The organism is Bacteroidales bacterium (assembly GCA_023228145.1).
Taxonomy (GTDB): domain Bacteria; phylum Bacteroidota; class Bacteroidia; order Bacteroidales; family CAIWKO01; genus CAIWKO01.
The window spans coordinates 1-24,711 of record JALOBU010000023.1 but is presented as its reverse complement, the minus strand read 5'-3'; the positions used below and the strand labels follow the sequence as shown (position 1 = coordinate 24,711).

17 protein-coding genes and 1 riboswitch are annotated in these 24,711 nt (G+C 39.9%); of the genes, 5 read left to right on the top strand and 12 right to left on the bottom strand.

All coding sequences use genetic code 11. The features are described from left to right. Positions 1-150 precede the first annotated feature (150 nt). The 3 genes from M0R16_10715 to M0R16_10705 all read left to right on the top strand — a co-directional run bounded on the left by M0R16_10715 (position 151) and on the right by M0R16_10705 (position 5,035). On the top strand, positions 151-2,313 hold the full coding sequence (locus tag M0R16_10715) for a S46 family peptidase (protein ID MCK9613345.1): 2,163 nt from the start codon (positions 151-153) through the stop codon (positions 2,311-2,313). 76 nt (positions 2,314-2,389) lie between these two features. Next, complete coding sequence (locus M0R16_10710; GenBank protein ID MCK9613344.1) at positions 2,390-3,835, top strand: LptF/LptG family permease; 1,446 nt, start codon at positions 2,390-2,392, stop codon at positions 3,833-3,835. Between the two features lie 3 nt (positions 3,836-3,838). Further along, positions 3,839-5,035 carry a glycosyltransferase gene (locus M0R16_10705; GenBank protein MCK9613343.1) on the top strand — a complete coding sequence of 399 codons (1,197 nt, stop codon included), beginning with the start codon at positions 3,839-3,841 and terminating at the stop codon, positions 5,033-5,035. A 73-nt stretch (positions 5,036-5,108) separates the two neighbouring features. Here the strand turns inward: M0R16_10705 and M0R16_10700 are convergent, their stop codons facing one another. Beyond that, positions 5,109-7,484, bottom strand: coding sequence for a TonB-dependent receptor (locus tag M0R16_10700; GenBank protein MCK9613342.1), 2,376 nt, complete (start codon positions 7,482-7,484; stop codon positions 5,109-5,111). A gap of 54 nt (positions 7,485-7,538) precedes the next feature. Next, positions 7,539-7,635, bottom strand: a riboswitch (TPP riboswitch). 33 nt (positions 7,636-7,668) lie between these two features. After that, on the bottom strand, positions 7,669-10,548 hold the full coding sequence (locus M0R16_10695) for a PD-(D/E)XK nuclease family protein (GenBank protein MCK9613341.1): 2,880 nt from the start codon (positions 10,546-10,548) through the stop codon (positions 7,669-7,671). Between the two features lie 190 nt (positions 10,549-10,738). Here M0R16_10695 and recR point away from each other — a divergent pair, with 190 nt between their 5' ends. After that, a complete protein-coding gene (gene recR / locus M0R16_10690) occupies positions 10,739-11,419 on the top strand; it encodes a recombination mediator RecR (protein MCK9613340.1) in 681 nt (226 codons plus the stop codon). Between the two features lie 10 nt (positions 11,420-11,429). Here recR and M0R16_10685 read toward each other — a convergent pair whose 3' ends face one another. The 10 genes from M0R16_10685 to M0R16_10640 all read right to left on the bottom strand — a co-directional run bounded on the left by M0R16_10685 (position 11,430) and on the right by M0R16_10640 (position 23,414). Beyond that, entirely contained in the window at positions 11,430-12,776 is a 1,347-nt protein-coding gene (locus M0R16_10685; GenBank protein MCK9613339.1) for a TolC family protein, read from the bottom strand. Further along, positions 12,739-15,801 carry an efflux RND transporter permease subunit gene (locus M0R16_10680; protein MCK9613338.1) on the bottom strand — a complete coding sequence of 1,021 codons (3,063 nt, stop codon included), beginning with the start codon at positions 15,799-15,801 and terminating at the stop codon, positions 12,739-12,741. The genes M0R16_10685 and M0R16_10680 overlap by 38 nt, the downstream gene beginning before the upstream one ends. Beyond that, positions 15,798-16,922 (bottom strand): efflux RND transporter periplasmic adaptor subunit, encoded by a 1,125-nt coding sequence (locus M0R16_10675; GenBank protein ID MCK9613337.1) that lies wholly within the window; start codon positions 16,920-16,922, stop codon positions 15,798-15,800. Before M0R16_10675 ends, M0R16_10680 begins: the two co-directional genes overlap by 4 nt. 187 nt (positions 16,923-17,109) lie before the next feature. After that, positions 17,110-18,021, bottom strand: a complete 912-nt coding sequence (locus M0R16_10670) for a ribonuclease Z (protein MCK9613336.1) — start codon at positions 18,019-18,021, stop codon at positions 17,110-17,112. A gap of 74 nt (positions 18,022-18,095) precedes the next feature. After that, positions 18,096-19,367 carry an alginate export family protein gene (locus M0R16_10665; GenBank protein MCK9613335.1) on the bottom strand — a complete coding sequence of 424 codons (1,272 nt, stop codon included), beginning with the start codon at positions 19,365-19,367 and terminating at the stop codon, positions 18,096-18,098. Between the two features lie 63 nt (positions 19,368-19,430). Next, entirely contained in the window at positions 19,431-20,186 is a 756-nt protein-coding gene (locus M0R16_10660; protein ID MCK9613334.1) for a phosphate ABC transporter ATP-binding protein, read from the bottom strand. 2 nt (positions 20,187-20,188) lie between these two features. Beyond that, positions 20,189-21,046, bottom strand: coding sequence for an ABC transporter permease subunit (locus tag M0R16_10655; protein MCK9613333.1), 858 nt, complete (start codon positions 21,044-21,046; stop codon positions 20,189-20,191). After that, entirely contained in the window at positions 21,043-21,933 is an 891-nt protein-coding gene (pstC, locus tag M0R16_10650) for a phosphate ABC transporter permease subunit PstC (GenBank protein ID MCK9613332.1), read from the bottom strand. The genes M0R16_10655 and pstC overlap by 4 nt, the downstream gene beginning before the upstream one ends. Positions 21,934-21,945: 12 nt before the next feature. Beyond that, on the bottom strand, positions 21,946-22,911 hold the full coding sequence (locus M0R16_10645; GenBank protein MCK9613331.1) for a substrate-binding domain-containing protein: 966 nt from the start codon (positions 22,909-22,911) through the stop codon (positions 21,946-21,948). Positions 22,912-22,979: 68 nt separating this feature from the next. After that, on the bottom strand, positions 22,980-23,414 hold the full coding sequence (locus M0R16_10640; GenBank protein MCK9613330.1) for an Rrf2 family transcriptional regulator: 435 nt from the start codon (positions 23,412-23,414) through the stop codon (positions 22,980-22,982). 124 nt (positions 23,415-23,538) lie between these two features. Here M0R16_10640 and M0R16_10635 point away from each other — a divergent pair, with 124 nt between their 5' ends. Then, positions 23,539-24,705, top strand: coding sequence for a DUF4831 family protein (locus tag M0R16_10635; protein MCK9613329.1), 1,167 nt, complete (start codon positions 23,539-23,541; stop codon positions 24,703-24,705). Positions 24,706-24,711 lie beyond the last annotated feature (6 nt).

Below are 24,711 nucleotides of genomic sequence, written 5' to 3'. Positions count from 1 at the left end.
GAAATCAGTTTGAAAATGTTTTAATTGATTAATTTGAAAATGACATGAAATTGTTAATTATGTAAAATAAAATCTAAAGAGTAACAACATGCCCCACAATTTTCAAATTATAAAATTTTCAAATTGACCAATTTTTAAATCAAATCTTATATGAAAAAAATCCTGTCAATCTTCCTGCTAACCTTCGTTATGTTCTCTTCCAGCAAAGCCGACGAAGGCATGTGGCTCCCCATTTTGCTGTCGCAAGGTCCCGAAGCAGAAATGAAACGCCTGGGAATGAAAATTTCTGCTGAAGACATTTTTAACCTTAACAAACCGAGCCTCAAAGATGCCGTTTGCCTGTTTGGCGGCGGATGCACTGCCGAGATAGTTTCCTCAAAAGGCCTGATACTTACCAACCACCACTGTGGCTACAGCGCCATACAATCGCATAGCAGCGTTGAACAAGACTACCTTACTCATGGTTTCTGGGCTAATTCTTTTGAAGAAGAACTTCCCAACACAAAACTGGAAGTATCTATTCTGACATACATGGAAGATGTTACTGAAAAAGTGCTCAAAGGCACCACGGACAAAACTCCCAAAGAAGTAAAAGATGTATTAATTGAATCCCAGATTTCAGCAATTATAAAAGAACACACAAAAGATAATAGCTACGAGGTAACAGTTCAGCCTTTTTATTACGGGAACCAATACATATTGGTTATCTCGCGGGTTTACAGAGATATTCGTCTGGTAGGTGCGCCTCCTTCTGGCATCGGAAAATTCGGAGGTGATACAGATAACTGGATGTGGCCACGCCATACAGGGGATTTTTCTGTATTTCGTATTTATACCGACAAGGACAATAACCCTGCAGAATATTCAAAAGACAATGTCCCCTATACACCACCTTATCATTTTAAAATATCAACGAAAGGCGTTCAGGAAGGCGACTTTACATTCGTATTCGGATATCCCGGAAGAACCAACGAATATCTGGTTTCTTACGCTGTTGACCGCATAGTAAATTTCGAAAATCCTGCGGCCATTAAGGCACGTGCCGAAAAGCTTCAGGTGTACCGAAAATATATGGAACAAAGCAAAAAAACCAGAATACAGTATTCTGCAAAATATGCCAATGTGGAAAACTTTTATAAAAAAATGATTGGTGAAAACAACGGTGTGAGAAGGACTGACATAATTGCAAAAAAACAAGAGCTGGAAAAACAATTCCAGAAGTGGGCTGTGTCGGATGATATGAGGAAAGGAACTTACGGTGAATTGATGGATAAATTTCGCGATGTTTATACAAAATATGGAATCTATAACCTGGCCTTCGAATACCTGATAGAATGCGGGTTGGGTATCGAAATTGTTCGTTATGCCCGCTCCTATGAACAATTGATTAGTGTGAGCAGGAATAAGAAGAAAAACGATGCGGAAATTTTTAAAACATTGGAGTCATTGAAAAAATCCGCAGAAAGTTTTTTTAAAAATTATGACAGCCGTATTGACAAAGAACTGATGGGCAAATTACTTGGAATTTACTATAAAGGCCTTGAAAAATCATGGCTCCCCGAAGAAATATCACGAGTTGCGGAACTTTACAAAGGGGATTTCGGAAAATATACCGATGATTTTTTTGCAAAATCATTTATGGTTGACCAGGATAAAGTGTTATCTTTTTTGAACGGATATAAGCCCTCTGCAGTAAAAACCCTGGAAAACGACCCTGCTTTTAAACTCAGCGCAAGTATTTATAATTTTTACCGAAAAAATCTGGACGCAAAAATTGCGGAATATGAAAGCATCACAGCAGGTTTAAACCAGACTTACATGCTAGGATTGATGGAAATGCAACCTGAAAGAAATTTTTATCCCGATGCAAATTCTACATTGAGAATTGCCTATGGACAGGTGAAGGGATATAAACCGAGAGACGCTGTTAATTACAAATATTTTACCACCCTTACCGGTGTGATGGAAAAAGAAGATTCGACCATATATGATTATACCGTTGACAATAAATTAAAAGAACTATATAATCATAAGGATTATGGTATGTATGCCGATAATGACGGGAGTATGCATGTGGCGTTTATTGCCAGCAACCACACTACAGGGGGCAACTCCGGTAGTCCGGTGATTAACGCAGAAGGGCATCTTATTGGAATAAATTTTGACCGTGTGTGGGAAGGCACAATGAGCGACATCGTTTATGAAGCCGATATGTGCAGAAATATTTCTATTGACATAAGATACTGCCTCTTCATTATTGACAAATATGCCGGAGCAAAGAGGCTTATTAACGAAATGACGCTAGTGAAATAATTTTTCTGTGCTTTGTAATGCATAATTATTTCATAAATTATTTCAAATAAGCTAATTTTGCTATAAAACAATACAAATGAAGAAAGTTTATAGCTTCGTTCTGAAGTCGTTTATGGGCCCTCTGGTGCTGACTTTCTTTATTGCACTTTTTATACTGGTAATGCAGTTTTTGTGGAAGTATGTGGACGATATGGTGGGAAAAGGTTTTGAATGGTATGTGCTGGCCGAGTTACTGTTTTATGCTTCTGCAACATTTGTTCCTCTCGCCCTGCCGCTTGCCGTGTTACTGGCATCGTTAATGACATTCGGGAACCTGGGGGAACATTATGAGCTGGTTGCCATCAAAGCATCCGGCATTTCTTTCCGCCGTGCTATGATGCCGCTGGTTATCTTTATAATTTTTCTCAGTGGATTTGCATTATATTTTTCGAATTATATTTTACCGATTGCCAACCTCAAATTCGGAGTGCTGTTGTTTGATATCCGCGAGAAAAAACCTGCCCTGAACATCAACGAAGGAGTATTCTACAGGGAACTGGAGGGGTATGTGATACGTATCGGAAAAAAAGAAAGCAATGGAGAAGATATCAGCAATGTCATCATTTATGACCATACGGAAGATATGGGAAACATTAACGTAACGGCAGCCGGTAAAGGTAAAATGCACAATCCCGATAAAAACACGCTCTTGTTTACTTTGTACAACGGATATAATTATTATGAACCCATAAACAACAGGGATCGTAACCCTTCTAACCCATTTCAGCGAACCAACTTTGAGGAAGAAACACGTCGCATTGACCTTACGGAACTTAACATGATTAGAAGTAAAGAGGATTTTTTTAAAGATAATTATCAGATGCTGAACTTGTCACAACTGGAAGATGCTGTTGACACCCTTATCATGCAAAGAGTGGAAAGGGAAAGGAGTTTCTATAAATATTATACCAACAACTATTATTTTTATTTTCGTTGCGACACGGCATCGTTACTTCCGCTTAAGTCAGCAGGCATGAAAGAGAATTTTATTTTGAACTTTCCAAAGTCAGAGCAAAAAGAAATAGTGAACCTCGCCTTGAGCGATTCACGTGCTGTTTTACAGCAGACAGATTACTTTTCCAGAGAAATAAAAATGAAAAAAGAAATCATTGCACGTCATGAAATAGAGTGGTACCGCAAATTCACTCTTTCGCTGGCATGCCTGATATTGTTTTTTATCGGGGCGCCCCTGGGGGCTATTATCCGTAAAGGAGGACTGGGACTGCCGGTAGTCTTTTCCACCCTGTTTTTTATTATTTATCATGTCATTTCCATGACAGGAGAAAAGTTTGTCAGGGAGGGCGTCCTAACCCCTCCATCAGGAATGTGGCTGCCATTGGTTATTTACTTGCCCATAGGAATAGTGCTGACTTATACTGCCAGCACCGATTCTTCTCTGCTGAATTTTGACTGGTGGATAATTTTCTTTGAAAAAATATGTAGGCTTATAAAAAAAATCCTGAGAATAAAACCCAAATCCTAAGCAATGAACATACTTCAGCTCTGCCATAAATCGCCATATCCCCCGAAAGAAGGAGGCCCTATTGCCATGTACAACCTTTCTGGCGGACTGATGGAAGAAAATCACAAAGTGCACATTCTGGCAATGAATACTCATAAATTCTCTGTGGATATTGACACATTGCCGGTAGATTATCGCTATAAAACTAATTTTACCCTGGTTCATGTTGACACACGCATACGCCTGAGAAATGCTTTTTTGAACCTGTTTTCAAAAAAATCTTTTCACATCGAACGTTTCGATTCTCCTGATTTTCATGAAGCTTTGAAACGTATCCTGAAAAAAAATTCTTACGATATTGTTCAGCTGGAAACCATTTATGTGGCGCCCTATATTGAAACCATTCGAAAATACAGTAAGGCAAAGATTGTACTGCGGGCTCATAACATTGAACATGTTATTTGGTCAAGATATGCTGGCACTGTAACTAATAGAATCAAAAGAAACTACCTTTCATACCTGACAAAAAAACTGAAAAGCTATGAGGAACAAGTGTTTTCAGATGTTGATGCCATTGCCGGAATAACCGATGTGGATACTGATTTTATCAAAAACTATGGATTAAATGTTACTGTTGCAACAGTCCCATTCGGGTTGCATTTATCAAAATACATTCTTTATCCCGAACAGAAAAAAAATCTGACTTTTTTTCATATAGGTTCCATGGACTGGATGCCAAATCAGGAAGCCATAAGATGGTTTCTTGATAAATGCATGCCAGCTGTTTCAGAACAACTGCCTGATGTTTATGTTTATTTAGCAGGCAGAAATATGCCATCATGGATTTATTCGTATAAATTTCCTAATATGAAAGTTATCGGAGAAGTACCGGATGCCGGAGAATTTATGCTGAAAAATTCAGTGATGTTTGTCCCATTATTGTCGGGAAGTGGAGTAAGAGTCAAAATTATTGAGGGCATGGCTTTGGGGAAAACAGTTATTTCAACTGCTGTCGGCGCAGAAGGAATTAACTATACCGATGGTGAAAATATTCTTATAGCAAATACTCCGGATGAATTTCTCGGGAAGTTCAAATATTGCGTGGACCAGCCTGAGCAATGCAGGCAAATAGGTTTAAATGCCCGTAAATTAATCGAATCGGAGCATGATATTCCTGTGGCTTCAAAAAGACTGGTGGATTTGTACCAATCGATTATTTAGAAAAAAAACTCTGATTTTAATTACTGCAGTTTTCTTATCCTTTTTGAGCATAATGTAATCAAATTTATCGCTTTTATAGCTTGATTTTAAACCCTGCCATAAAATTAAATCCAGCCTGAGGAAAGTATCCGTCCATAACATTGTATGTTCCGTTATAATAATACCTGTACACCCAGGCATTGTTCTCATATTTTTTGTTGAATATATTGTTCAGCATCAATGAGAAGTCAATTTCTTTTATTACGGACAATTTGAATTTGTAGTCAATCAGAATGTTACTGATGCAATATGGGTTTAGAGAACGCTCCCTGTCAGAAGTATTATCAATGTATTGCCTGCTCACATATTTGCTTGTAAGTGAAATATTTAGGTTTTTAATAATGTTTACAGTGAAATTATTGCCAACGACCCAATCGGGCGAAAAGGCAATATCGGTATTGCCCAGTTTATTTTGAATCTGTCCTCCGTTGTCCCAGTCATCCACATACTCGGTGAAATCAATTATTTTGTTCTGGCTGAAACAGGCATTCATTTCCCAGGTCAGCCGCTTAAAAAGCTGAGCTACTGCAGTTACTTCAATACCTGCGCGGTAGCTTTTTGGTACGTTGGTCATGATAGGATAGCCCGCTTCGTTTATTTCGCCTGTAAGAACCAGTTGATTAATGTAGTGCATATAATATCCGTTCACAGTGCTTTTTACGAATTTGCTTTTGAAGGTATATCCGGCTTCGGCATTCAGCAGGGTTTCACTCACCGGCTTAGGCTTTTCAGGGTTGGCATCTGCGTAATTGTTCCCGTTTGGCTCACGGTTCGACATGGCTATAGCGAAGTACATATTATGTTTATTGCTGATATCATAAGTAAAGCCGATTTTCGGGTTGAAAAAGTTAAAGCCATGCGCTTGTGTTATATCCCGGAGTTTAGAATCTATGCTGTCGAGGCAGAATTTTACGCCGCGGTATTGCAGGTCAAGGTAGGCGTAAACTTTTTTGCTGAAATTCAGATTTATTTTTGTGTAGATGCTCAGTTCGGATTTTTTTGCTGTATTGAAATACCATCGCAGTGAGTGGTCTGATAAGGAAAGGTAATCGCCCCTGATGATATCACCGAAATGGTCGCCCAGATATTGGTTACCCGAGCCTCCCAAAATTATTTTCAGGTTTTTATGGTTGTTATAAGTACCTGAAAACGTAAAACCGTAAAAATAGTTATTTAACCATTTTTGCCTGACAAGATTTGTGGCTGTGATGGTATCTGCTCCGATGATGACATTGGGCAGACCGTAAGATGCAAAATCCGAGTTTTCTTCGTACTCTTCATAATATCCGCGGCCATAAGTTAAATGCATCGCTGCGTTTAGCAGGAAACGTTTTCCGATTTCCTGCGAAAAAAGCAGCTGGTAATTATCCTGCTGGTAATTGTCGGTCTGGTTGTCGTATGTATAGGGATTGTAAGTGCGGTTGCTTTGCAGCGAATCTTTGGGCACACCCATCCATGCCTGGTATGTCTTCTCTTTTCCAGAGAAAATGACTGCTTTCACAATTGTTTTTTCTCCGTAGTAGCCACCACTGAAAAACAATGATTTCAGGTCGGATTTTGCTCTGTCAATATATCCGCTGGAGTTTAGTTTGGAAAGCCTGACATCCACTGTCCAATGTCCTGCCAGTAAGCCTGTTCCGGCAAGTAGCGAATGTTTCCATGTATCAAAAGAGCCGTAAGAAAGATTATATTCCGCATAAGGTTCGGGATTGAGTTTTGTGGTCTGGAAATTGATGCTGGCTCCGAAGGCTGCCGAACCGTTTGTGGAAGTTCCAACGCCACGTTGTATCTGAACATTGTCAATAGAGGAAGCGATATCAGGCAAATCCACCCAGAAAACGCCCTGTGATTCCGCATCGTTTACTGGAATACCGTTGATGGTAACATTTATTCTAGTCATGTCGTTGCCACGGATGCGTAAACTGGTGTAGCCTACGCCGTTGCCGGCATCGGATGAAGATACCAGGGCAGGAGTGGAACTTAAAATGTAAGGAATATCCTGTCCGAGGTTGGCCCTTTGTATTTCTTCCATGCTGATATTTGTGTATGTGGATGGTTCGTTTTCGCCGACACGCGTTGAACTGATGATAACTTCATCCTGTAAAATGGTTTTTTTCTCAAGTACTATATTCAGAATAATGTTCTCGTTTAATTCTAAGGTTTGCTGGTATTCGTTATATCCAATAAAGGATACTTTAAGCAAATACGTGCCTTTTTTTAAATTTTTAATCGTAAAATTTCCTTCGGCATCCGTGGCAGCTCCAATGAATAAGCCTGTGAATCCTACCGAAGCGCCAAACAGTGCCTGCCCCGTATTTTTTTCACGCACAGTGCCAGAGATGGTGTGTTGTGCCATTGCATAAACGGATATAAGCATTGGCAGAACCAAACTTAACATAATTTTTTTCATTTTTGTTATTTTTTTGTGTTAAACTTCGGATAGCCATAGAGGCGAAAACCATCCATTAAGTTTACCCTTACTCCCTACGCCGGCATTATCCGGATCAGGTTCAGAGGGTTTGATCTCAGCCCGTTATTTTAGGGCACCCCTATTTGAAAACTAACTGCAAAAATAATAATTTTTTGTCAGATTATTATTCCTGCTTCAATTTTCCGCAAATTTTAATATATGGACAATACTTGCAATTTTCTTCATTGCTTGTCTGTGTGAAGTTTTCTGTAGAGTCAAACAGACGTTTTAGTAAATTTTCCAGCAAGTCTTCAAACATTTTTATTTGCTCTTCACTCAGGTCATAGATTTTTTCTTTTTGCCCTTCAGGTTTGATATATACTTTGCTGAGCCCAGCATCAATCTGTCTCAGTCCCCAAACTCCGCAACTGATATTTTTACCCTGAAAGTCCTGGAAATTACGACACAGTATCAAATACAACATCATCTGGAAACAATAATCGCTGTTAGGCTCCTGCACATCTGCAAGTAATTTGTCAAGGTTGAAGTTTTTGTTCTTTGTGTTTCCGCTTTTGTAATCAATAACTTCAATGTCGTTATCAATTTTATCGATACGGTCAAGAAAACCCTTGATTTTTACGTGCTGTTCTTTATTGTTAAGCTGCATGGTAAGTTCTGCTTCCAGTTTTTTTTCAGTAAATAACACCTGATAGCTTCCATACTTTTCTCTTGCGCTGTTCACTATGGATATTTGTTTTTTGAGTAGTTCGGTGATATAATCTTTCACAACGTGAAATATTAGCAGGTTTTTACCGCTCAAAAGGTCAAAATTATGGCTGCTGCCTGGGCTGAATTCTTTGGCAAGGTGGCTGTCCACTTCTTCAAAGCATTTTTCTATGTCTTTCTCGTAAATTTCTTTCTGCAGTAAAGGTTGGAACATTTCATGAAGTATCGCGTGAATCTTATTGCCAAGTTCTGCACTGTCAATGGTTTCTTCTATTTCTTCCTCTTCACTGATACCGGCGATATAGTGTAAATAATACCTCAAGCCGCATTTGCGTAAAATGTTAAGGGACGAATGAGAAAAGCCCGAAGCCGCCAGTTCTCCAATTTTGGCATTTATCGCTTCGTCTTTTGTGATGTAAATAGGCTCGCTAATAATTTTACCGGGAGGAATAGTCAGCAATTTTTCTTTTATGACGGTGTTTTTATTCCGGTAAGACAGTTCATAAAGAAGTTGGCTGGCAAAGCGGCTTTTTTCGCCACCACCGAAATCATCATCCTGAGTGTTATATACGATGTGAATATTTTTACTTCTTTGCAACAGGCGATAAAAATGGTAGGCAAAAATTTGTTCATTATGTTTGTATGTTGGCAAGCCTGTATCAAGGCGGATGGAGTGAGGGATGAATGAATTGGTGGGCTTTCCCTTTGGAAGCACGCCTTCATTCACTGACAACAGAAAGATATTTTCAAAGTCAAGAGTGCGGGTTTCGAGCATCCCCATAATTTGCAGTCCGCTGAGGGGCTCCCCGCTAAAAGGCACAGTGGCTCTGGAAACATATTGTATAAAAAGCTGATGCAGCGTGTTCAGGCTGAAGTTTATCTTTGCTTTGTCAACAGTGGTTCTTATCGTGTTGAAAATGGTGTATGTGAAAAACAACAGCTCTGTTTCAATATTCTTTTTCTTTGGCAGTTTATTTTTGATGAATAAAATCATCTCAGTAAGATTTTGCAAGGCCAGGCTTGGTTCCTGTTTCCATGGAAGAAGCAGGCGGCTGAGACTTTTCGGTAACACGATACCATTGTTTTGAAGCAAAGCCTTTAGCTCTGCAGTAGTGTAAAATATTTTTTTTGCTTCTGTGAGCAGTTTGTTGAAACTTGCATTATGGCCGGGGCCATTAGCCAGTTCGCCTGTTAATACCGGAAAGTAACTGTGGCTGAACAACAGTTGCAGGTCTTTGAAATAAAACAAAGGTTCATGGGCGTTCTTAACTTTTTTAAATTTTTGTGCGTTTTTCTGAAGCGTAAACAGCAGGTCTATCAATGAATATACCGGCGATAATTTCAATGGAAATCCCATGGTGATATTAAATTTATCAACTTCAGCAGGTATTGAATTCAGCATGGGTATCAGCAGGTTCTCGTCATTGAGTATCACAGCAATATCTTCGGGTCTGACACCTGCTTTTATAAGGTTGTTGATTTCATCCGCTGCATACTTAACCTGTCCCACATGGCCAGCAACTCCTGTAATTGTTATAGATTTATTGTCTTGCAAGAGCAGGTTTTCTACCCATTTTTTTTCAGGTTCCTGAAAAGCTTTAAAGTGTTTCCTTAAAAAATATCCCGCTTCCTGCCCGGTATTATCGATATAGTATTTGTCCGCATCCCATAACATTTCGGCATGGCCTTTGTCTTTTATGCTATGAATAATAAACTCTTCCGAACGCGTGAGTGCGTTGAGCCCTGAAAAAATAACTTTTTTATGCCTGATACGGCAGTCGTTTTTTTGCATGCACTCTGCAACAGCACGGCAACACATACCGTAAGTAGCCAGTTTGTTTTCTGCAAGCCGCTGTGAGAAATTCCGGTAAATGTCATAAAACAAAGTGTAAAAGCGAAGGTAATTTTCCTGGAATTCGCTAAGGGGTTTTTTGTCGAGAGCCCAAAGGGCAAGGTTTTTCTCTTCCTTCAGGTAAGTAAAGATATAGTGTGCATCGCCAAGGTGCTGGTCTATCTCGTCAAAATCCTGCAACAGCTTTGCTCCCCATTTCAGGAACTCATCGAAAGTCTCGGCTTCGTTTTTTTTGATTTCGGCATAGCTGGTGTATAATTCTGTGAGGGCGATAAATTCATTCACTAAGTCTTTGCCGGATAATTCAACGATGAAATCCTGTATGGAAGTGATGTGCGGAAGAAAAACCGGCTTACTGATAAGCTGCGAAATATATTTTTTCAGGAACAAGCCTGCGCGGCGGTTGGGTAGCACGATGCACAGGTTGCTGAAATCATCTTTATGCTGCTCCAGAAGATATGTTGCTGTTTTTTTTAGAAATTCCATATTAAATGCTGAATTCAGAACTGCAATAAAATTAATCTTTTCTTGCGCAGGAAGATAAATAATGCATTTAATTTTTTAAAAGAAAAACGATTTTTTAAGGATACTGTACGAAGATGTGCAGAATAAAACTACTTTTTATAAACAGAGCGTTGTTGGAAAAATCATACATAAGAAAGCATAAATCCTAACAATGAAATTTATTATTCTTAATTTTGTAAAAAAACTTATTGCAGTGGCAACCTATCCTTCCAAACTCTTCGACCAGGCTGTGAATGAATTTGCAAAATTGCCGGGCATAGGACGCAAATCAGCGGTGCGCATGGTGTTGCACCTGTTACGCGAAAATTCCGAAACTTCTGATGCTCTTGGAAACGCCATCATGAAACTGCGACAGGAAATACGTTACTGTAAATATTGCTACAACATCACCGAAAACGATGTGTGTGACATCTGTGCCAATATTAAACGCAACAAATCCATCATCTGTGTTGTTGAAGATATCAGAGATGTGATAGCTATAGAAAATACAAACCAGTACAATGGCGTGTACCACATTCTGGGCGGTATCATTTCTCCCATGGACGGCATAGGCCCCGCCGACCTGAATATAAATGAGCTTCTATCACGTGTTGCGGATGGAGCATGTAAAGAGGTGGTACTTGCTTTGCCTGCAACTATCGAAGGGGATACCACCAACTTTTTCCTGTATAAAAAACTCAGCAGCTTTGATGTTGATATTACCACTATCGCCAGGGGCATCTCTTTCGGAGATGAATTGGAATATGCCGACGAGGTAACTTTGGGTCGCTCCATCATCAACCGCACACCATACCAGGGAACGGTGCAGGTGAAACAGGATAATATTTTTTAAGCAGGATAGCTTATAAATAATCCATGATTTTTCCGGAAATCAGCTTTAAAGAGATTTCGGCAAGTTTTGCCATGTACTTAACGGAAATCAGGCGTTCTTCAGCATCCAGAAGGCTCTTCTGCACTTCCCGCAGTTCTATTCCCGACAGGTTTCCCAGTTTGTAACGCTCAATGGCAATTTTCAGGTTCTCATGGGCAATTTCCAGATTTTGCTCTTCAAGACGTATAAGCCTGATATTATTTTCGTAAGCAAAGAAAATACTCAGCAGGTCGGCCTTCACTTCCTGCTCAATTTCTTTGTATTGGAAATTTTTATTTTCAATTTCAACGCGGGCATTTTTTATTTCACGATTTCTGTTGAACCCATCAAAAATGTTAATTCCGAGCGTGAGGCCGTAATTCATTCCGTAAGCCTGTTGATTGCGAATATCGCCGCTCCCATAAGCATTATAAGCATATCCATAACCGGTTGAAAGGTTCAGGTAAGGATAGTAACGTGATTTAATTATTTTGTAATCCAATTCGGAAATGGACTGATTTTTTGATGCAATTTGCAAACTGGTATTGCTAGCAAGAGTATTTGACAAGAGTTCTTCATAAGAAAGGCTTTCGTTGATTTGAATCAAAGTATCTTTCAAAATAATGTTCACTGCGGGGTCTTCTGAAGACATCAGTTCGTGCAGTTTTATCTGTGAAGAACGCAGCACTTCATTTTGTTGTGCATATCTTGAGCTGTCAGCATTCAGGTAAACCAGGGATTGTAATAATTCCATTTTTGAGGCGCCACCCAGCAAATACCTTTGTTCATCAATGCGGACACGTTCGCGCGAAAGGGAAACAGCATAAGCCAGATTTTTACTGAGAATTAGCTGTTGAATATAATTGTTGTATTCTGACACAATCTGCGCTATAAGATTTTCAATGGCCATTTGTTTGTTGAGCCCTGCCAGTTCACTCTGCTTCCCCAGTTTTTTGTATGTGTTGATTACCTGAAAGCCTTTGAAAATCGTAATTCCTAAGTCAATACCGGCAGAGCCCGTTGTATTATGAATATTATTAGCTGAAATATCGCTGCTGTCGCGCAGGCTTTGATTTGTAGAGTTCAGTGTGCCCCCAAACTGGCCTGTGGCAGAAAGGTCTGGTAACATACCAGCATTTCCGACATTGTAATTATTGACAGCAATTTTTTCATTGTTGCGTACCACCTGCAACGAAAAATTTTGTTCCATTCCAAGCTTAATACAGCGGCTAAGGTCATAGACCTCCTGAGCAAATGCCTGGCTCAGGATAAAAAAGAAAAAAAACAAAAAGCTTATTTTTTTATTTCGTATCAAGTTCAACGGAATTATTGGATTCATTAGTTATGCTTTTTGATTCACTTGAAATAAACAGATAAATGGATGGCACCACATACAGTGTCAGGAATGTTGATAATGTCATTCCTCCCACTACGGCTACCCCCATCGCCACTCTGCTTTGAGCGCCTTCGCCCCATCCCATTGCCAGGGGCAACACTCCCAGTATGGTGGACAGGCTGGTCATTAAAATTGGTCTGAAACGGGCTGCTGCTGCATAGCGTATAGCGTCAAATTTATTCATCCCCGCCAGCTTGCGCTGATTGGCAAATTCCACGATAAGTATTCCGTTTTTCGAAACCAGCCCTACCAGCATAATGATGCCTATCTGACTGAAAATATTCATGGTGATGTCAAAAACCCACATGAACAGCAGTGCGCCTGTAATAGCCAGTGGGACAGTCATCATCACTATTACCGGGTCTTTAAAGCTTTCAAACTGTGCCGCAAGAACCAAAAATATGAGGATGATGGCCAGAATGAAGGCAAACATCAGACTGGAAGAGCTTTCCATAAAGTCTTTCGAGTCGCCTGCAAGCGATGTTCTGAAAGAATCATCCAGCACGTTAGAAGCAATTTTGTCCATTTCTTCAATACCCTGGCTCATGGTTTTCCCTTCAGCAAGTCCCGAAGTAACAGTGGCGGCTACAAAACGGTTGTGCCGGAACAATTGGGGCGGGGCTGTGGATTCCTGCAAGGAAACAAAATTGTCAAGCTGCACCATATCCCCATTGTTGTTTCTTACATATAATGATTTTAAGTCAAGGGGCTTGTTACGGTCTGCCCGGGCCAACTCACCCAGTATCTGATATTGTTTCCCGTTCATGATAAAATACCCGAACCGTTGTCCGCTAAGCGCCAGTTGCAATGTCTGCCCAATATTTTCAGTAGAAACCCCGAGAAGATTTGCTTTGTCCCTGTTAATCACAATCTGAAGTTCCGGCTTGGTAAACTTAAGATTAACATCCGCCATGACAAATGTGGGGTTTTCCTGTACTTTTGTCATAAATTCCGGAAGTATTTCACGAAGTTTATCAATGTTGGGCGCCTGAATCACATATTGCACTGGAAGGCCTGCGCGGCGCCCGCCAAAAGTAGATTGCTGTATTACACTTGCTCTTGCGCGGGTTTTTTTTCGCAGTTCATTTGTTAGTTGGATAGCCATTTCCTGTTGAGTTCTTTTTCTTTTGGATGGGTCAACCAGCAAAATTTGGACAACACTCCAGTCGGTTCGAACCATCGTAGTTATTTTATCGTACTCGGGAATGATTTTTTTTACAAGTTCATCAACCTCATCAATATATTTAAGTTTAAAATCATAGGTAGCTCCTTCCTGAGAGGTAATGTTGACATTCATCTGCGACCTGTCTTCAAGGGGCGCCATTTCGGCAGGGATGCTTCTCCAAAAAATAAAAATCAATATAATTGCCGAAAAAAGGATAATTAGGGAAATGTATTTTTTATTCAAAAAAGCATTAAGGGATTTTTGATACGCATTATTAAAAGAAACAAAAAACTTCTCTGTAAAATTATATGTGTTGCTTCTTTTGTGCCTTGTTTTAAGGAGCTTGGTTGACAGCATGGGGGTCAGGGTAAGGGCCACAAAAGCTGAAATGGCAACAGCGCCTGCAATCACAATACTAAATTCCCTGAACAATCTTCCAGTCATTCCTTCCAGGAAAACTATGGGGATAAAAACTGCAATGAGCGTTAAAGTAGTAGAAATAATAGCGAAAAATATTTCATTAGACCCTTTAAAGCCAGCTTCAAGCGGTGACATTCCTTTTTCAATCTTTACATAAATATTTTCCATCATCACTATTGCATCATCAACCACAAGGCCAATAGACAGTACAATAGCAAGAAGTGTCAATACATTGATGGAGAACCCGAAGAGATACATTACGAAAAAGGAACCTATTAAAGAAACCGGGATGACAAGCATCGGAATCAATGTGGTGCGCCAGTCGCGTAAAAAGGCAAAAATAATGATGACCACCAGAAAAAAAGCAAGGTAAATCGTTGACAGTACTTCTTTTATGGAAGCCCTTATGTATTTTGAATTATCTAATCCGATTTCATAAGTAACATCAGAGGGAAGGTTTTTTTTTATGTATTCGAGCCTTTTATAAACTTCATCAGCAATTTCAATATGATTAGCGCCGGGTTGAGGTATTATTGCTGTGGCTATCATAGGCACGCCATTCATTTTGGCGATACCGCGCAATTCTTCCGGGCCCAGTTCGGCACGGCCAATATCACTCACCCTGACAATCTGGTCGCCGGTTTGCCGTAAGATAAGGGCATTATATTCCTGAGGTGTAGACATCAGGCCAAGGGCTCTGATAGTAAGTTCAGTGTTTGAGCCTTCAATACTTCCAGCGGGCAACTCGACATTTTCGCGTAATATAGCGTTCTTTACATCCAGAGGTGTAAGTTGATAGCCTGCCAGTTTTTGTGGATCCAGCCATATGCGCATCGCATAGCGCTTTTCGCCCCAGATAGCTACAGAACTCACCCCCGGTACGGTTTGCAGTTGCTCTTTGAAGGTAAGGTCGGCAATTTCCGAAATCTCCAGCAGTGACCTTTTAGGGCTTTTCACTGCAATCATGATTATAGGGCGGGTGTCAGCATCGGCTTTGGAAACAGTAGGAGGGTCACAATCGCGTGGCAAACGCCTTTGTGCCTGCGAAACTTTATCCCTTACATCATTGGCTGCCGTTTCCATATCAACGGATAATTCAAATTCCACAGTAATATTGCTACGTCCCTGCCTGCTGTTGCTGGTTAATACACGAATACCAGGAATGCCGTTTATTGCCTGCTCCAAAGGCTCGGTAATCTGAGTTTCAATAACATCTGAATTTGCACCAGGGTAATTGGTATTTACGGATATTATGGGCGGGTCAACATTTGGAAACTCCCTGATACCGAGATAAGTCAATCCGATGATGCCAAATATTATGATTACCAGTGAAAATACTGTTGTGAGAACGGGCCGTTTTATACTTGTTGATGCTAAACTCATGGCAAGGGGTTCTCAATAGTTTTATTAGTTATCAGCGTATCAAGTTTCACAGGAAGGCCTTGCCGTAACTGCAATATGGCTGTTATGAGAACGGTATCTCCAAAATGAAGCCCTTCCTGAACCTGAACATGTGATTCGGTACGCAGCCCCAGGTTTACTTTTACTTCTTCTGCTTTACCGTTCTTATAAATAAAAACCTTTTCGCCCTCCATTTCTGGGATAACAGCCTCTGAGGGTATTGATATCGCGCTGTCAATCTGAGACAACAATACCCTGACGCTCACAAAACGTCCTGGCTTCAGTTCTTCATTTTTATTGCTATATAATGCCCTGACAACAATGGTGCGAGTGTTTTCGTCCACCTTGGGAGAAACGGCATAAACATTGGCAGAATATGCCTCCGTTACACCGTCAACAAGAAAGCTTATTGGGAAACCCGGGGATACTACACCGGCGTAACGCTCGGGAATTGAAAATTCAACTTTTAACGGGCTGATTTTTATGACGCGCACAATTTTCGTTTGTGTTGTAGCATAGGCTCCTTCACTGATTAAACGTAATCCGACAATGCCATCAAAAGGTGCTCTTAATTCTGTTTCAGAAATATGTGCTTCAATGAGCATGCTGTCGGCAACAAGCGATTGCAGCTCGGTAAAAACCTGATCATAGCTTTCGCGGCTGATTGCATCGCGGTCGAGTAGCTGCCGCTGGCGAAACTCTCGCTCCCTTATAAGTTTAAGCTGGGATTTGAGTTTTAATAATTGTGCCTGTAAGGGTTTGTCATTGATTTTTGCGAGTAACACACCTTTTTTAACACGGCTGCCTTCAGTGAAAAACACGCCAACAACCTTACCTGAGGTTTCAAAAGAAAGATCAACTTCTTCGTCAGGAAGCAAAGTTCCCGTACTGTGAACAAGGTCATTCATTTTTGTCGGGACGGCAACATAACCGCTTGCCAGCAAGGGCTGCCCTTTCCCCTGAGATAATGATGAGCCTTTGAATGTGTCGGTGCCCGATTCGAAAAGGCGCTTCATTTTAGGGTATAAAATAAGCCCAAGCATAACAAAAATAATAATTACAATTACAAATATCCTGATGAATTTTTTTCTTTTTAATGTCATTGATTATATTTTAAAACGTCCTAAAGCAAATGTTCTAAAGTATTTATGGTATATAAGTTTATTTGAATAATAAAAATAAGTACAAAAATACGAATTCTTCTTTACATTTTATAAATAGGACTTATTATAGGGGATACAGTCTGATAATTATTCGTTAAGTGTGTTTTTTAAAATATTAGAATCTGGATTACACAGAATATATTTTCCCTTCCTCCGCTATTTCGGTGTTGCTAAAAACATTTTGTGTTTCTTTCAGCACTGGTTCCAACTCATCATATCTGGCCGAATAGTGGCCAATAATTAATTTTTTAACATGGGCTTTTTTTGCGATGGTAGCTGCATGGACAGTGGTTGAGTGCTGCTTGGCATTTGCGCGTTCCTCCATATCGTGCATAAATGTTGCCTCATGATAAAGTATATCGGCGTTTTTAAAAAACGGAACAATTTTAGGACAGTACCCGGTATCGGAACAATACACATAGACTTTTTCCGGAGATGGTTCCATGATAAGCTCGGCATTGGAGTGCTTTTTACCTTTGGCATCTGTGAAATCGCTGCCGTTTTTTATTTCAGGGATTTTATTTACAGGGATGTTCAGTTCCGTAATTTTATTTTTAATTATATTTCGTTCGCAGTGCTTTTGCCGGAATATAAATCCATGTGTTGGAACCCTGTGTAACAAAGGGAAACAGCTTATTGAAATTTTTTTATTTTCATATAAGTGATGTGGCTTGTTTTCCGGCAGGCTGTGAAACACCAGCGGAAAGATAAGTGTTGTGCCGGAAACCTGTAATTGTTTTTCTATGATTTCCTGAAGTTCGCTGTTGGCATACACATGGAGCTCTTTTGTGCGGCCAAGCAAATGATAAGTGAATAAAAGTCCCGCCAGTCCGAGGTAATGGTCGCCGTGCAAATGTGATATGAAAATATGGTTGATGCGCTGAAATTTGACTTTAAATTTTCTCATCTGCATCTGTGTGCCTTCCCCGCAATCAATTAAAAAAAGTTCGTCATCAATATTTAGCACCTGTGCGCTGGGGTGGCGCTCATTGGTTGGTGTTGCCGAACTGCTTCCTAATATGGTGAGATCAAACTTCATGAAATAAAAATAGGTGGTTTTAGCTTTTGAAAAATATATGAGTAAGAAATATTCATCAGCATGATTAAATTGTTTTATTTGTTTTTTTCCACATCGTATGTAAAAATAGTTGGCTTCACACATAACATCACAAAAGCCCAGTGCCCGAAATTCTTTTTACTGCTACCCTGCATGCTTGCCAATGTATTGCTGCCGAACATGGCTGAATACCCCAGCTGCAGGTCGACATATTTTACAATAGGAATTTTTGCGCTAATATCTGCTTCAGTGCCAAGGTAAGGCCTTTGCACAGTTTCGTTGAGTACATAATTATTTCCTGTCCTGAAATAATGAATATCTGCCTGAATATTATACTTATTTTTTATAATAAATATCAGCTTGGCATAGACATCTATCAGGCCGGAATACTTTGTTCCCGAAGGCTTGGAAAAATATTCCATGTTTCCGTTGAACTTGTGACCCGAACCATATAATGGTGTAAAATATTTAACGCGGGTTTCGCCGGGTTTTTCACCGTTATTCCCACTCAGGAATTCTGTTCCTCCGATGATGTTAAAAAATTCAAAAGGCCTGAATGTCAAATCAATGTTTGCATACCATGCATTGATAAGCTTTCCTGTTTCATCCTTCCCGAATTGTATAGCACTACGGCCTTCAGCAGTGATATGTTTTCCAAAGTAGCTTATAGTGCCGCCGTGGGTTCCCCTCAAATAAATAGTGTTTGTTGTAAGTTTCTTCTGGTATCCGTCAGCTATAAGGAATCCCTGAATGCCGAAATTTTTCATTTTAAATTTCAACCACAAAAAACTCAGGGTTTTGTAGTTGCCCAGGCTTGTGTTGTAATCGGTGGAGTTTATTGTATCCCTCGACTGATTATATGCCAGACCCAGGTCTGCCGAAAATCCCCTGATATTGTATTTCAGAAGGAGCGCATCATGTACTGTCCCCTTCTGGTTAAATCCCCCGTTATCAAGCAGTCTGAGATTGTCATAAGCAAATTCCTGGCGGCCGGCTTTAACAAAAAAACTGTCGCATACCTTTATTTCTGCCCATCCCTGGTAAAGACTCAGGCCGGCAACATCTTTTTTCATGGGTTCATCACCCCAGATGCGGTAATCCTGAATAGAAATATATGTGTTAACGATACCCCATTTGAATCCAACATTCAGCCGCAGCCTATGGCTTACCTGATACGCAGGTGTTTGCCCGAACTCGGGAGGAAGTAGTTTAAATCCATCTCTGAACTCAAAACGGGGGCGGTATTCGGCGCTGAGATTGAACTGGGCAAAAATGCTGTTGCCGCTTATCATCAGAATGAACAATAAAAATGCCTGGTGTTTCATCATGGTTATAAGTTTTGGCTTATTTAGCCTTAAATATAAAGAATTATGTTAAGCTATTATTAACTCTTAATTAAATATTCCCTGCAGGTATTTTTTTGTGATTTCTTGCTTTGGATTATTAAAAAAATCTTCGGCTTTACCACATTCCATAATTTCACCCAGGTACATAAAAACTACATAATCGGCAACACGTTTTGCCTGCCGTAAAATATGAGTAACCATTATTAAAGTATAACTATCTTTCAGCTGAATAAATTTCTTTTCGATGGTTGCACTGGAAAGCGGGTCAAGTGCTGAGGTGGGCTCATCTGCAAGGATTATTTCAGGTTCCACGGCAAGGCCGCGTGCCAGGCATAATCGTTGCTGCTGTCCCAGAGAAAGACGTGAAGCAGGCTCTTTGAGTCTGTCTTTCACTTCATCCCAAAGGTTCACCTGCTTGAGATAAAATTCCACTTTTTCTTTTATTGTCTTTCTGTTTCCAATTCTGTTTATTTTGAGTCCGTAAGCAATATTGTCAAAAATATTCATCGGCAGTGGATAGGGGCGCTGGGAGAGAAGTCCCATTTTTTTACGTATGCTGGATAAATCGGATTTAGTATGGAGTATATCTTCACCGTCAATCAATATGTTGCCCTGAATGCTGATATTTTCTTCCAGGTCAATGAGGCGGTTTAAGCATTTCATCAGAGTGGTTTTGCCGCAACCCGAAGGCCCGAGTATGACAGTAACCTGATTAGGTGGTATGTCCAGATTTATGTTTTTCAAAATGTGATGCTTTCCTATACTCAGGTTCAGGTTTTGTATGCTGATTTTCGGCTGCATGTTCAGGAGATTTTGTTTTTATTGTATTTGTTCGATAATAAGCGTGCCATAACGCTGATTATCAATATTAATATGGTGAGGATGGCAGCTGAAGCATAGGCCCGGCTTTGCACTTCGGGAATAGGAGAGGAGAGTTGAAAAAATATGGATAAAGGAAGCGTCGCAGAAGGTTGTGTTATTGATGTAGGAATATTGTCGGTATAACCGGTAGTGAAAAGCACAGAGGCTGCGTCTCCTATTGCCCTTCCGAAAGATATCATAATCGCAGTAACAATAGCTGATGAACACTGCCTGAGATACACAATGAAAGCTGTTTGCGAGCGGTTGGAACCTAACGACACAGAAACTTCCATCAGTCCGGCAGGCACATTTCTCAGCACTTCATCCATGGCTCGTATCATGATAGGAAGAATAAATAATGCTACGGTGATGATACCTGCGAGCAAAGATGTTTTCAAGCCGAGGGCAACCATCAGGGTAAATCCGAAAGCGCCATAGACAATAGAAGGAATTCCCCATAAGATATCCAGAAGAAAACGTATGGAATTGACAAAATGTTTATGTTTTTTCAGATGGACATTCATCAGCATGGCTACAGGCAAGCCGATGACAAAAGCCAGCAGTGTGGCGCCAAAAGCAAGATATAACGAACCGATAATGGCGTTAAGCACACCACCGCCCTTGCCGAAATAATAACCGCCTTTCGGCGTTTGCGAAATCATTTCCCATGATAATGACGGCATGCCTTTGTAAAAGATACTGAAAATAATGAGCAAAAGAATAAGCACCAGAAGTCCCAGGGAAATTTTCATCAGCAACTTAAAAAATGATTCCTCGAATACAAGAAGTTTTTTTCTCATAGGCATGCTTTTACTTCATATCGTGAAATAAGCCAGCGTGCTGCCAGATTGAATAACATTACTATCACCAGCAATATCAGTGCAGCGAACATGAGGGCAGAATCATAGCCGGGGATGGAAAGCATCTCGCCAAAATTATTAGCAATCAGAGCAGGCAAAGGGTAAGCAGGCTGAAAAATATCCTTTGGAATCTGAGCTACATTTCCGACCACCATCAGCACAGCAATGGTTTCGCCGAAAGCTCTTGAAAGGCCAAACACCACAGCGGAAACAATACCTGTGAATGCTTTACGCAGAACAACAAATTTTATGGTCTGCCATTTTGTTGCCCCCAGTGCAATGGATGTTTCAGGCAATTCTTTGGCAATGCTTCTGAAAATTTCAATTAGAATGTTAAGGATGAAAGGCGTTATCATGATTGCAAGCACCAAAGCGCCTGAAATAACGGAATAACCAGAAGATTCTATCTCAAAAAATGGAGCAATGTGTTTTGATATCAGCGGGACAATGAGCAACACACCCCAGATACCATAAATGATGGAAGGAATTCCTGCGAGAATGTCAATTACCGGTTGCATCACTTTAAGATAAATACTGCGTGCATAGTATGTCAGGTATATGGCTGTGAGCAGGCACAAAGGAACTGCCATCAGTAACGAGAGCAAAGTAACAAGAACAGAACTGTATATGTAAGATGCAAACCCGAATTTCCCCTGAAAAGGCTTCCATTCGGTAGAAAATAAAAGATTTATTAATGAGTTTTCCTGAAGTACATGTCCGGACTTTATGACAAGTCCTATAAACATTATTAACGGAAGCGCAATAATCACCCCCAAAAACACATACATGATGGCTGTGCTGATTTTTTCCTGCTTAGAAAAAAACATTAGTTGGCGTTGTTAGTTCAGTTTTTCGATTTCTGCTTTGACCTTTTCATCACTTAATTCTACGTAGCCTGCTTCATGAACATATTTTTGCCCTTCATTAAGAACAAACCTTAAAAACTCAATAATAACAGGCTTCTCAGGTTTGCCTTTGGTGATGAAATAAAGTTCCCTGGCAGGAGGTGAGGGAAATTGTCCTTTCTTTATTGCGTTTATAAGTTTATCAAGATTGTCGTAAAAGCTTTCAGTGCTGTCTATTATGCCGTCTTCATTGATATCCAGCGGAATTATGCCTATACCATTATAATTTTCTTTGGTTGCGGGGTCATAAGCGTAAGCTATATTATTGAAACCGATGCCGTATTTATCATTTTTTACGGCATCACATATTCCGGGGTCGCCGTAAACACCAACCCCTTTCAGGTCTTCCTGTTTTTTGCCTAAATATTTGGCCCACATCTCGGCTGCACCGCATGCATCAGAACGTGTATAAAGGTTTATCTTATTATTGCTGGTTTTCACCAGCCCGCTCCAGTTTTTTCTGCTACCGGTAATAAAAATGTCTATAAAATCCTGCCGTTTAAGCCCTTTAACTGCAAGCTCAGGAAACACAGGGTTTGATTTGTTGATGGTGGGAAGAACAGCATCTTTTGCTGTTGCGATATACCAAGCCCCTTTTGACTTTTCTTCCGGGCTTACTTCGCGTGAAAACATAGCTATATCCACCAAACCATTCATCACATCTACCATACCTTTGCCGGCTCCACCCGCAGATATATCCATGGTAACATCAGGATGTATTTTTTTAAATTCTTCAGCCCATTCCACCGTAAGAGGGTACATCGCAAAAGCGCCGGAAATGGAAATTTTTCCTTTTAAATCTTTTGATTTTTGCTCTTTTACTGGGCCGTTGCATGAAATAGTGCATGAAAAAAATACTGAGATCAAAGCTATTCTAAGCAAAAACAATAATTTTTTCATATAAATGATTTAATTTTCTGCAAATATATAAAAGTCTACTAAAATAGTAGACTATTTTGTAAAAAAAATTATTTTTTCATTAATTCTTTTTCTTTTTTTAATACGCTTGCCAATGTATAACTTTTAAGTAACTGAACAGTTTCTTCGCGAACATCTTTGATTACTGAGCGCAGGCCGCATTTTTTTTCATCTTTGCATTGAGTACAGGGTTTGTAAAATTTGTAGGCAGCACAAGGTAGCAAGGCAATGGCGCCTTCAAATAAACGTAATATTTCTGCAAGATTTATCTGCTGGGGTGGTTTCACCAGAAAATAACCGCCTCCTTTGCCTTTTTTGCTTTCGACATAGCCGTTTTTTTTAAGTTCCAGAAGTATGGCTTCAAGAAACTTCTTAGGAATTTTTTCGCTTTGAGATATGGTGCTGATGAGTACCGGCCCTTTCTGATACTCTCTTGCAAGGTGAACCAGGGCATAAAATGAATATTGTGTCTTTTTAGATAGCATGGCGTAATTTGTTCAAAATTACAAATTAATTAATTTGTCAGGTCCCTTTGCAGATTCATTTTAATGGAAAATATCGTTTTTATTATTTGTAAAATACTTGTAAGTTTGCATAAAAATAATAGCAATGATTAAAAGGTATTGTTTTTTATTACTCAGTTCACTGATGATTTTTTCATGTTCAAAGTCCATTGTTCATATAAGCCGGATAGGTGAATCAGGTGATCCTGCTGAAGGGGAAGGTTTTTATTATGCATTGCCCCGGAATATCATTCAGATTGATGTTGTTGTGAACAAAACAGAACAAATCAGGGGGCCTTATGCTGAATTTGCGGAGAAATACTTAGGCATTACAAATGTGATAAAAAACAACAGTACTGTTTATGAAATCAGCGAGCTAAAACTTTCTTCAATCAGCGAGCCTGACCCGCAGCAGTATTTTTTTGTTGAAATGAAACAAAAGTGCAGCAGTGAGATGGAACAATTCCGCATGGCGCTTGATGAATCGGGGATTATTTTGGGGACGAAAAAACATAAGGATACGGTATCGCCGGAGAAACCTGTTTGTGTTTTTAATGAAGCAGGAAACGTGTTCCCGGATATTTTTAAGTATTATACCGACCTGAACCTGTTTGAAAAAGTGGACACGATCATTGAGAAGGTCAATTTGGATTCAATCACCGTTGAGAAAGTAACGTATAAACGTTCGATGGTTGAAAAAACACCCGAGCAGAAAGCGAAAGATGCAGCCGACTTCATCATCAAGGTGAAAGATAACCGTTTTAACCTCATCAGCGGGTTTCAGGAAGTGAACTACGACAAAGAAACTTTTAAACTTATGAACGAAGAGCTGGAAAAACTTGAAAATGAATACCGCAAACTTTTTACCGGCATCATCTTCACAAAGAAGATTACTTACAGTTTTAATTACATTCCCAAGGCCGACAAGCCCTCGGATTCAGTTCCTTTATTCCGTTTTTCCACGCTGCATGGTGTGCTCGAAACCGGCGATCCTTACGGAGAGCCCGTTTACTTATCAATAAATAAATCAGAGAACACCAAAGCGCTGCAGGCATATCAAACCGGAAAAGACACCCTGAAAACCAAGCAACATGGTTTTTATTACCGCATACCCGATTATGCCGAAGTGAAACTTTACAATTCAAACACTGTAAACATAAGTGGAAAATTCCTTATCTCGCAGTATGGCGTGCTCACTTTTATGCCCGCCAATATCAGGCATTTTGATGTTTACCCGGAAACCGGCGGGCTCAAGAGTGTTGGTGGAAAGTAATTTTAT

Excerpts from the sequence above, each read along its gene's own strand:
- M0R16_10695 (MCK9613341.1), bottom strand. The coding sequence starts at position 10,548 with ATGGAATTTCTAAAAAAAACAGCAACATATCTTCTGGAGCAGCATAAA.
- M0R16_10665 (MCK9613335.1), bottom strand. The coding sequence starts at position 19,367 with ATGATGAAACACCAGGCATTTTTATTGTTCATTCTGATGATAAGCGGC.
- pstC (MCK9613332.1), bottom strand. The coding sequence starts at position 21,933 with ATGTTTTTTTCTAAGCAGGAAAAAATCAGCACAGCCATCATGTATGTG.
- M0R16_10640 (MCK9613330.1), bottom strand. The coding sequence starts at position 23,414 with ATGCTATCTAAAAAGACACAATATTCATTTTATGCCCTGGTTCACCTT.
- M0R16_10660 (MCK9613334.1), bottom strand. The coding sequence starts at position 20,186 with ATGCAGCCGAAAATCAGCATACAAAACCTGAACCTGAGTATAGGAAAG.
- M0R16_10685 (MCK9613339.1), bottom strand. The coding sequence starts at position 12,776 with ATGAATCCAATAATTCCGTTGAACTTGATACGAAATAAAAAAATAAGC.
- M0R16_10680 (MCK9613338.1), bottom strand. The coding sequence starts at position 15,801 with ATGAGTTTAGCATCAACAAGTATAAAACGGCCCGTTCTCACAACAGTA.
- M0R16_10645 (MCK9613331.1), bottom strand. The coding sequence starts at position 22,911 with ATGAAAAAATTATTGTTTTTGCTTAGAATAGCTTTGATCTCAGTATTT.
- M0R16_10700 (MCK9613342.1), bottom strand. The coding sequence starts at position 7,484 with ATGAAAAAAATTATGTTAAGTTTGGTTCTGCCAATGCTTATATCCGTT.
- M0R16_10670 (MCK9613336.1), bottom strand. The coding sequence starts at position 18,021 with ATGAAGTTTGATCTCACCATATTAGGAAGCAGTTCGGCAACACCAACC.
- M0R16_10635 (MCK9613329.1), top strand. The coding sequence starts at position 23,539 with ATGATTAAAAGGTATTGTTTTTTATTACTCAGTTCACTGATGATTTTT.
- M0R16_10675 (MCK9613337.1), bottom strand. The coding sequence starts at position 16,922 with ATGACATTAAAAAGAAAAAAATTCATCAGGATATTTGTAATTGTAATT.
- M0R16_10705 (MCK9613343.1), top strand. The coding sequence starts at position 3,839 with ATGAACATACTTCAGCTCTGCCATAAATCGCCATATCCCCCGAAAGAA.
- M0R16_10710 (MCK9613344.1), top strand. The coding sequence starts at position 2,390 with ATGAAGAAAGTTTATAGCTTCGTTCTGAAGTCGTTTATGGGCCCTCTG.
- M0R16_10655 (MCK9613333.1), bottom strand. The coding sequence starts at position 21,046 with ATGAGAAAAAAACTTCTTGTATTCGAGGAATCATTTTTTAAGTTGCTG.
- recR (MCK9613340.1), top strand. The coding sequence starts at position 10,739 with ATGAAATTTATTATTCTTAATTTTGTAAAAAAACTTATTGCAGTGGCA.
- M0R16_10715 (MCK9613345.1), top strand. The coding sequence starts at position 151 with ATGAAAAAAATCCTGTCAATCTTCCTGCTAACCTTCGTTATGTTCTCT.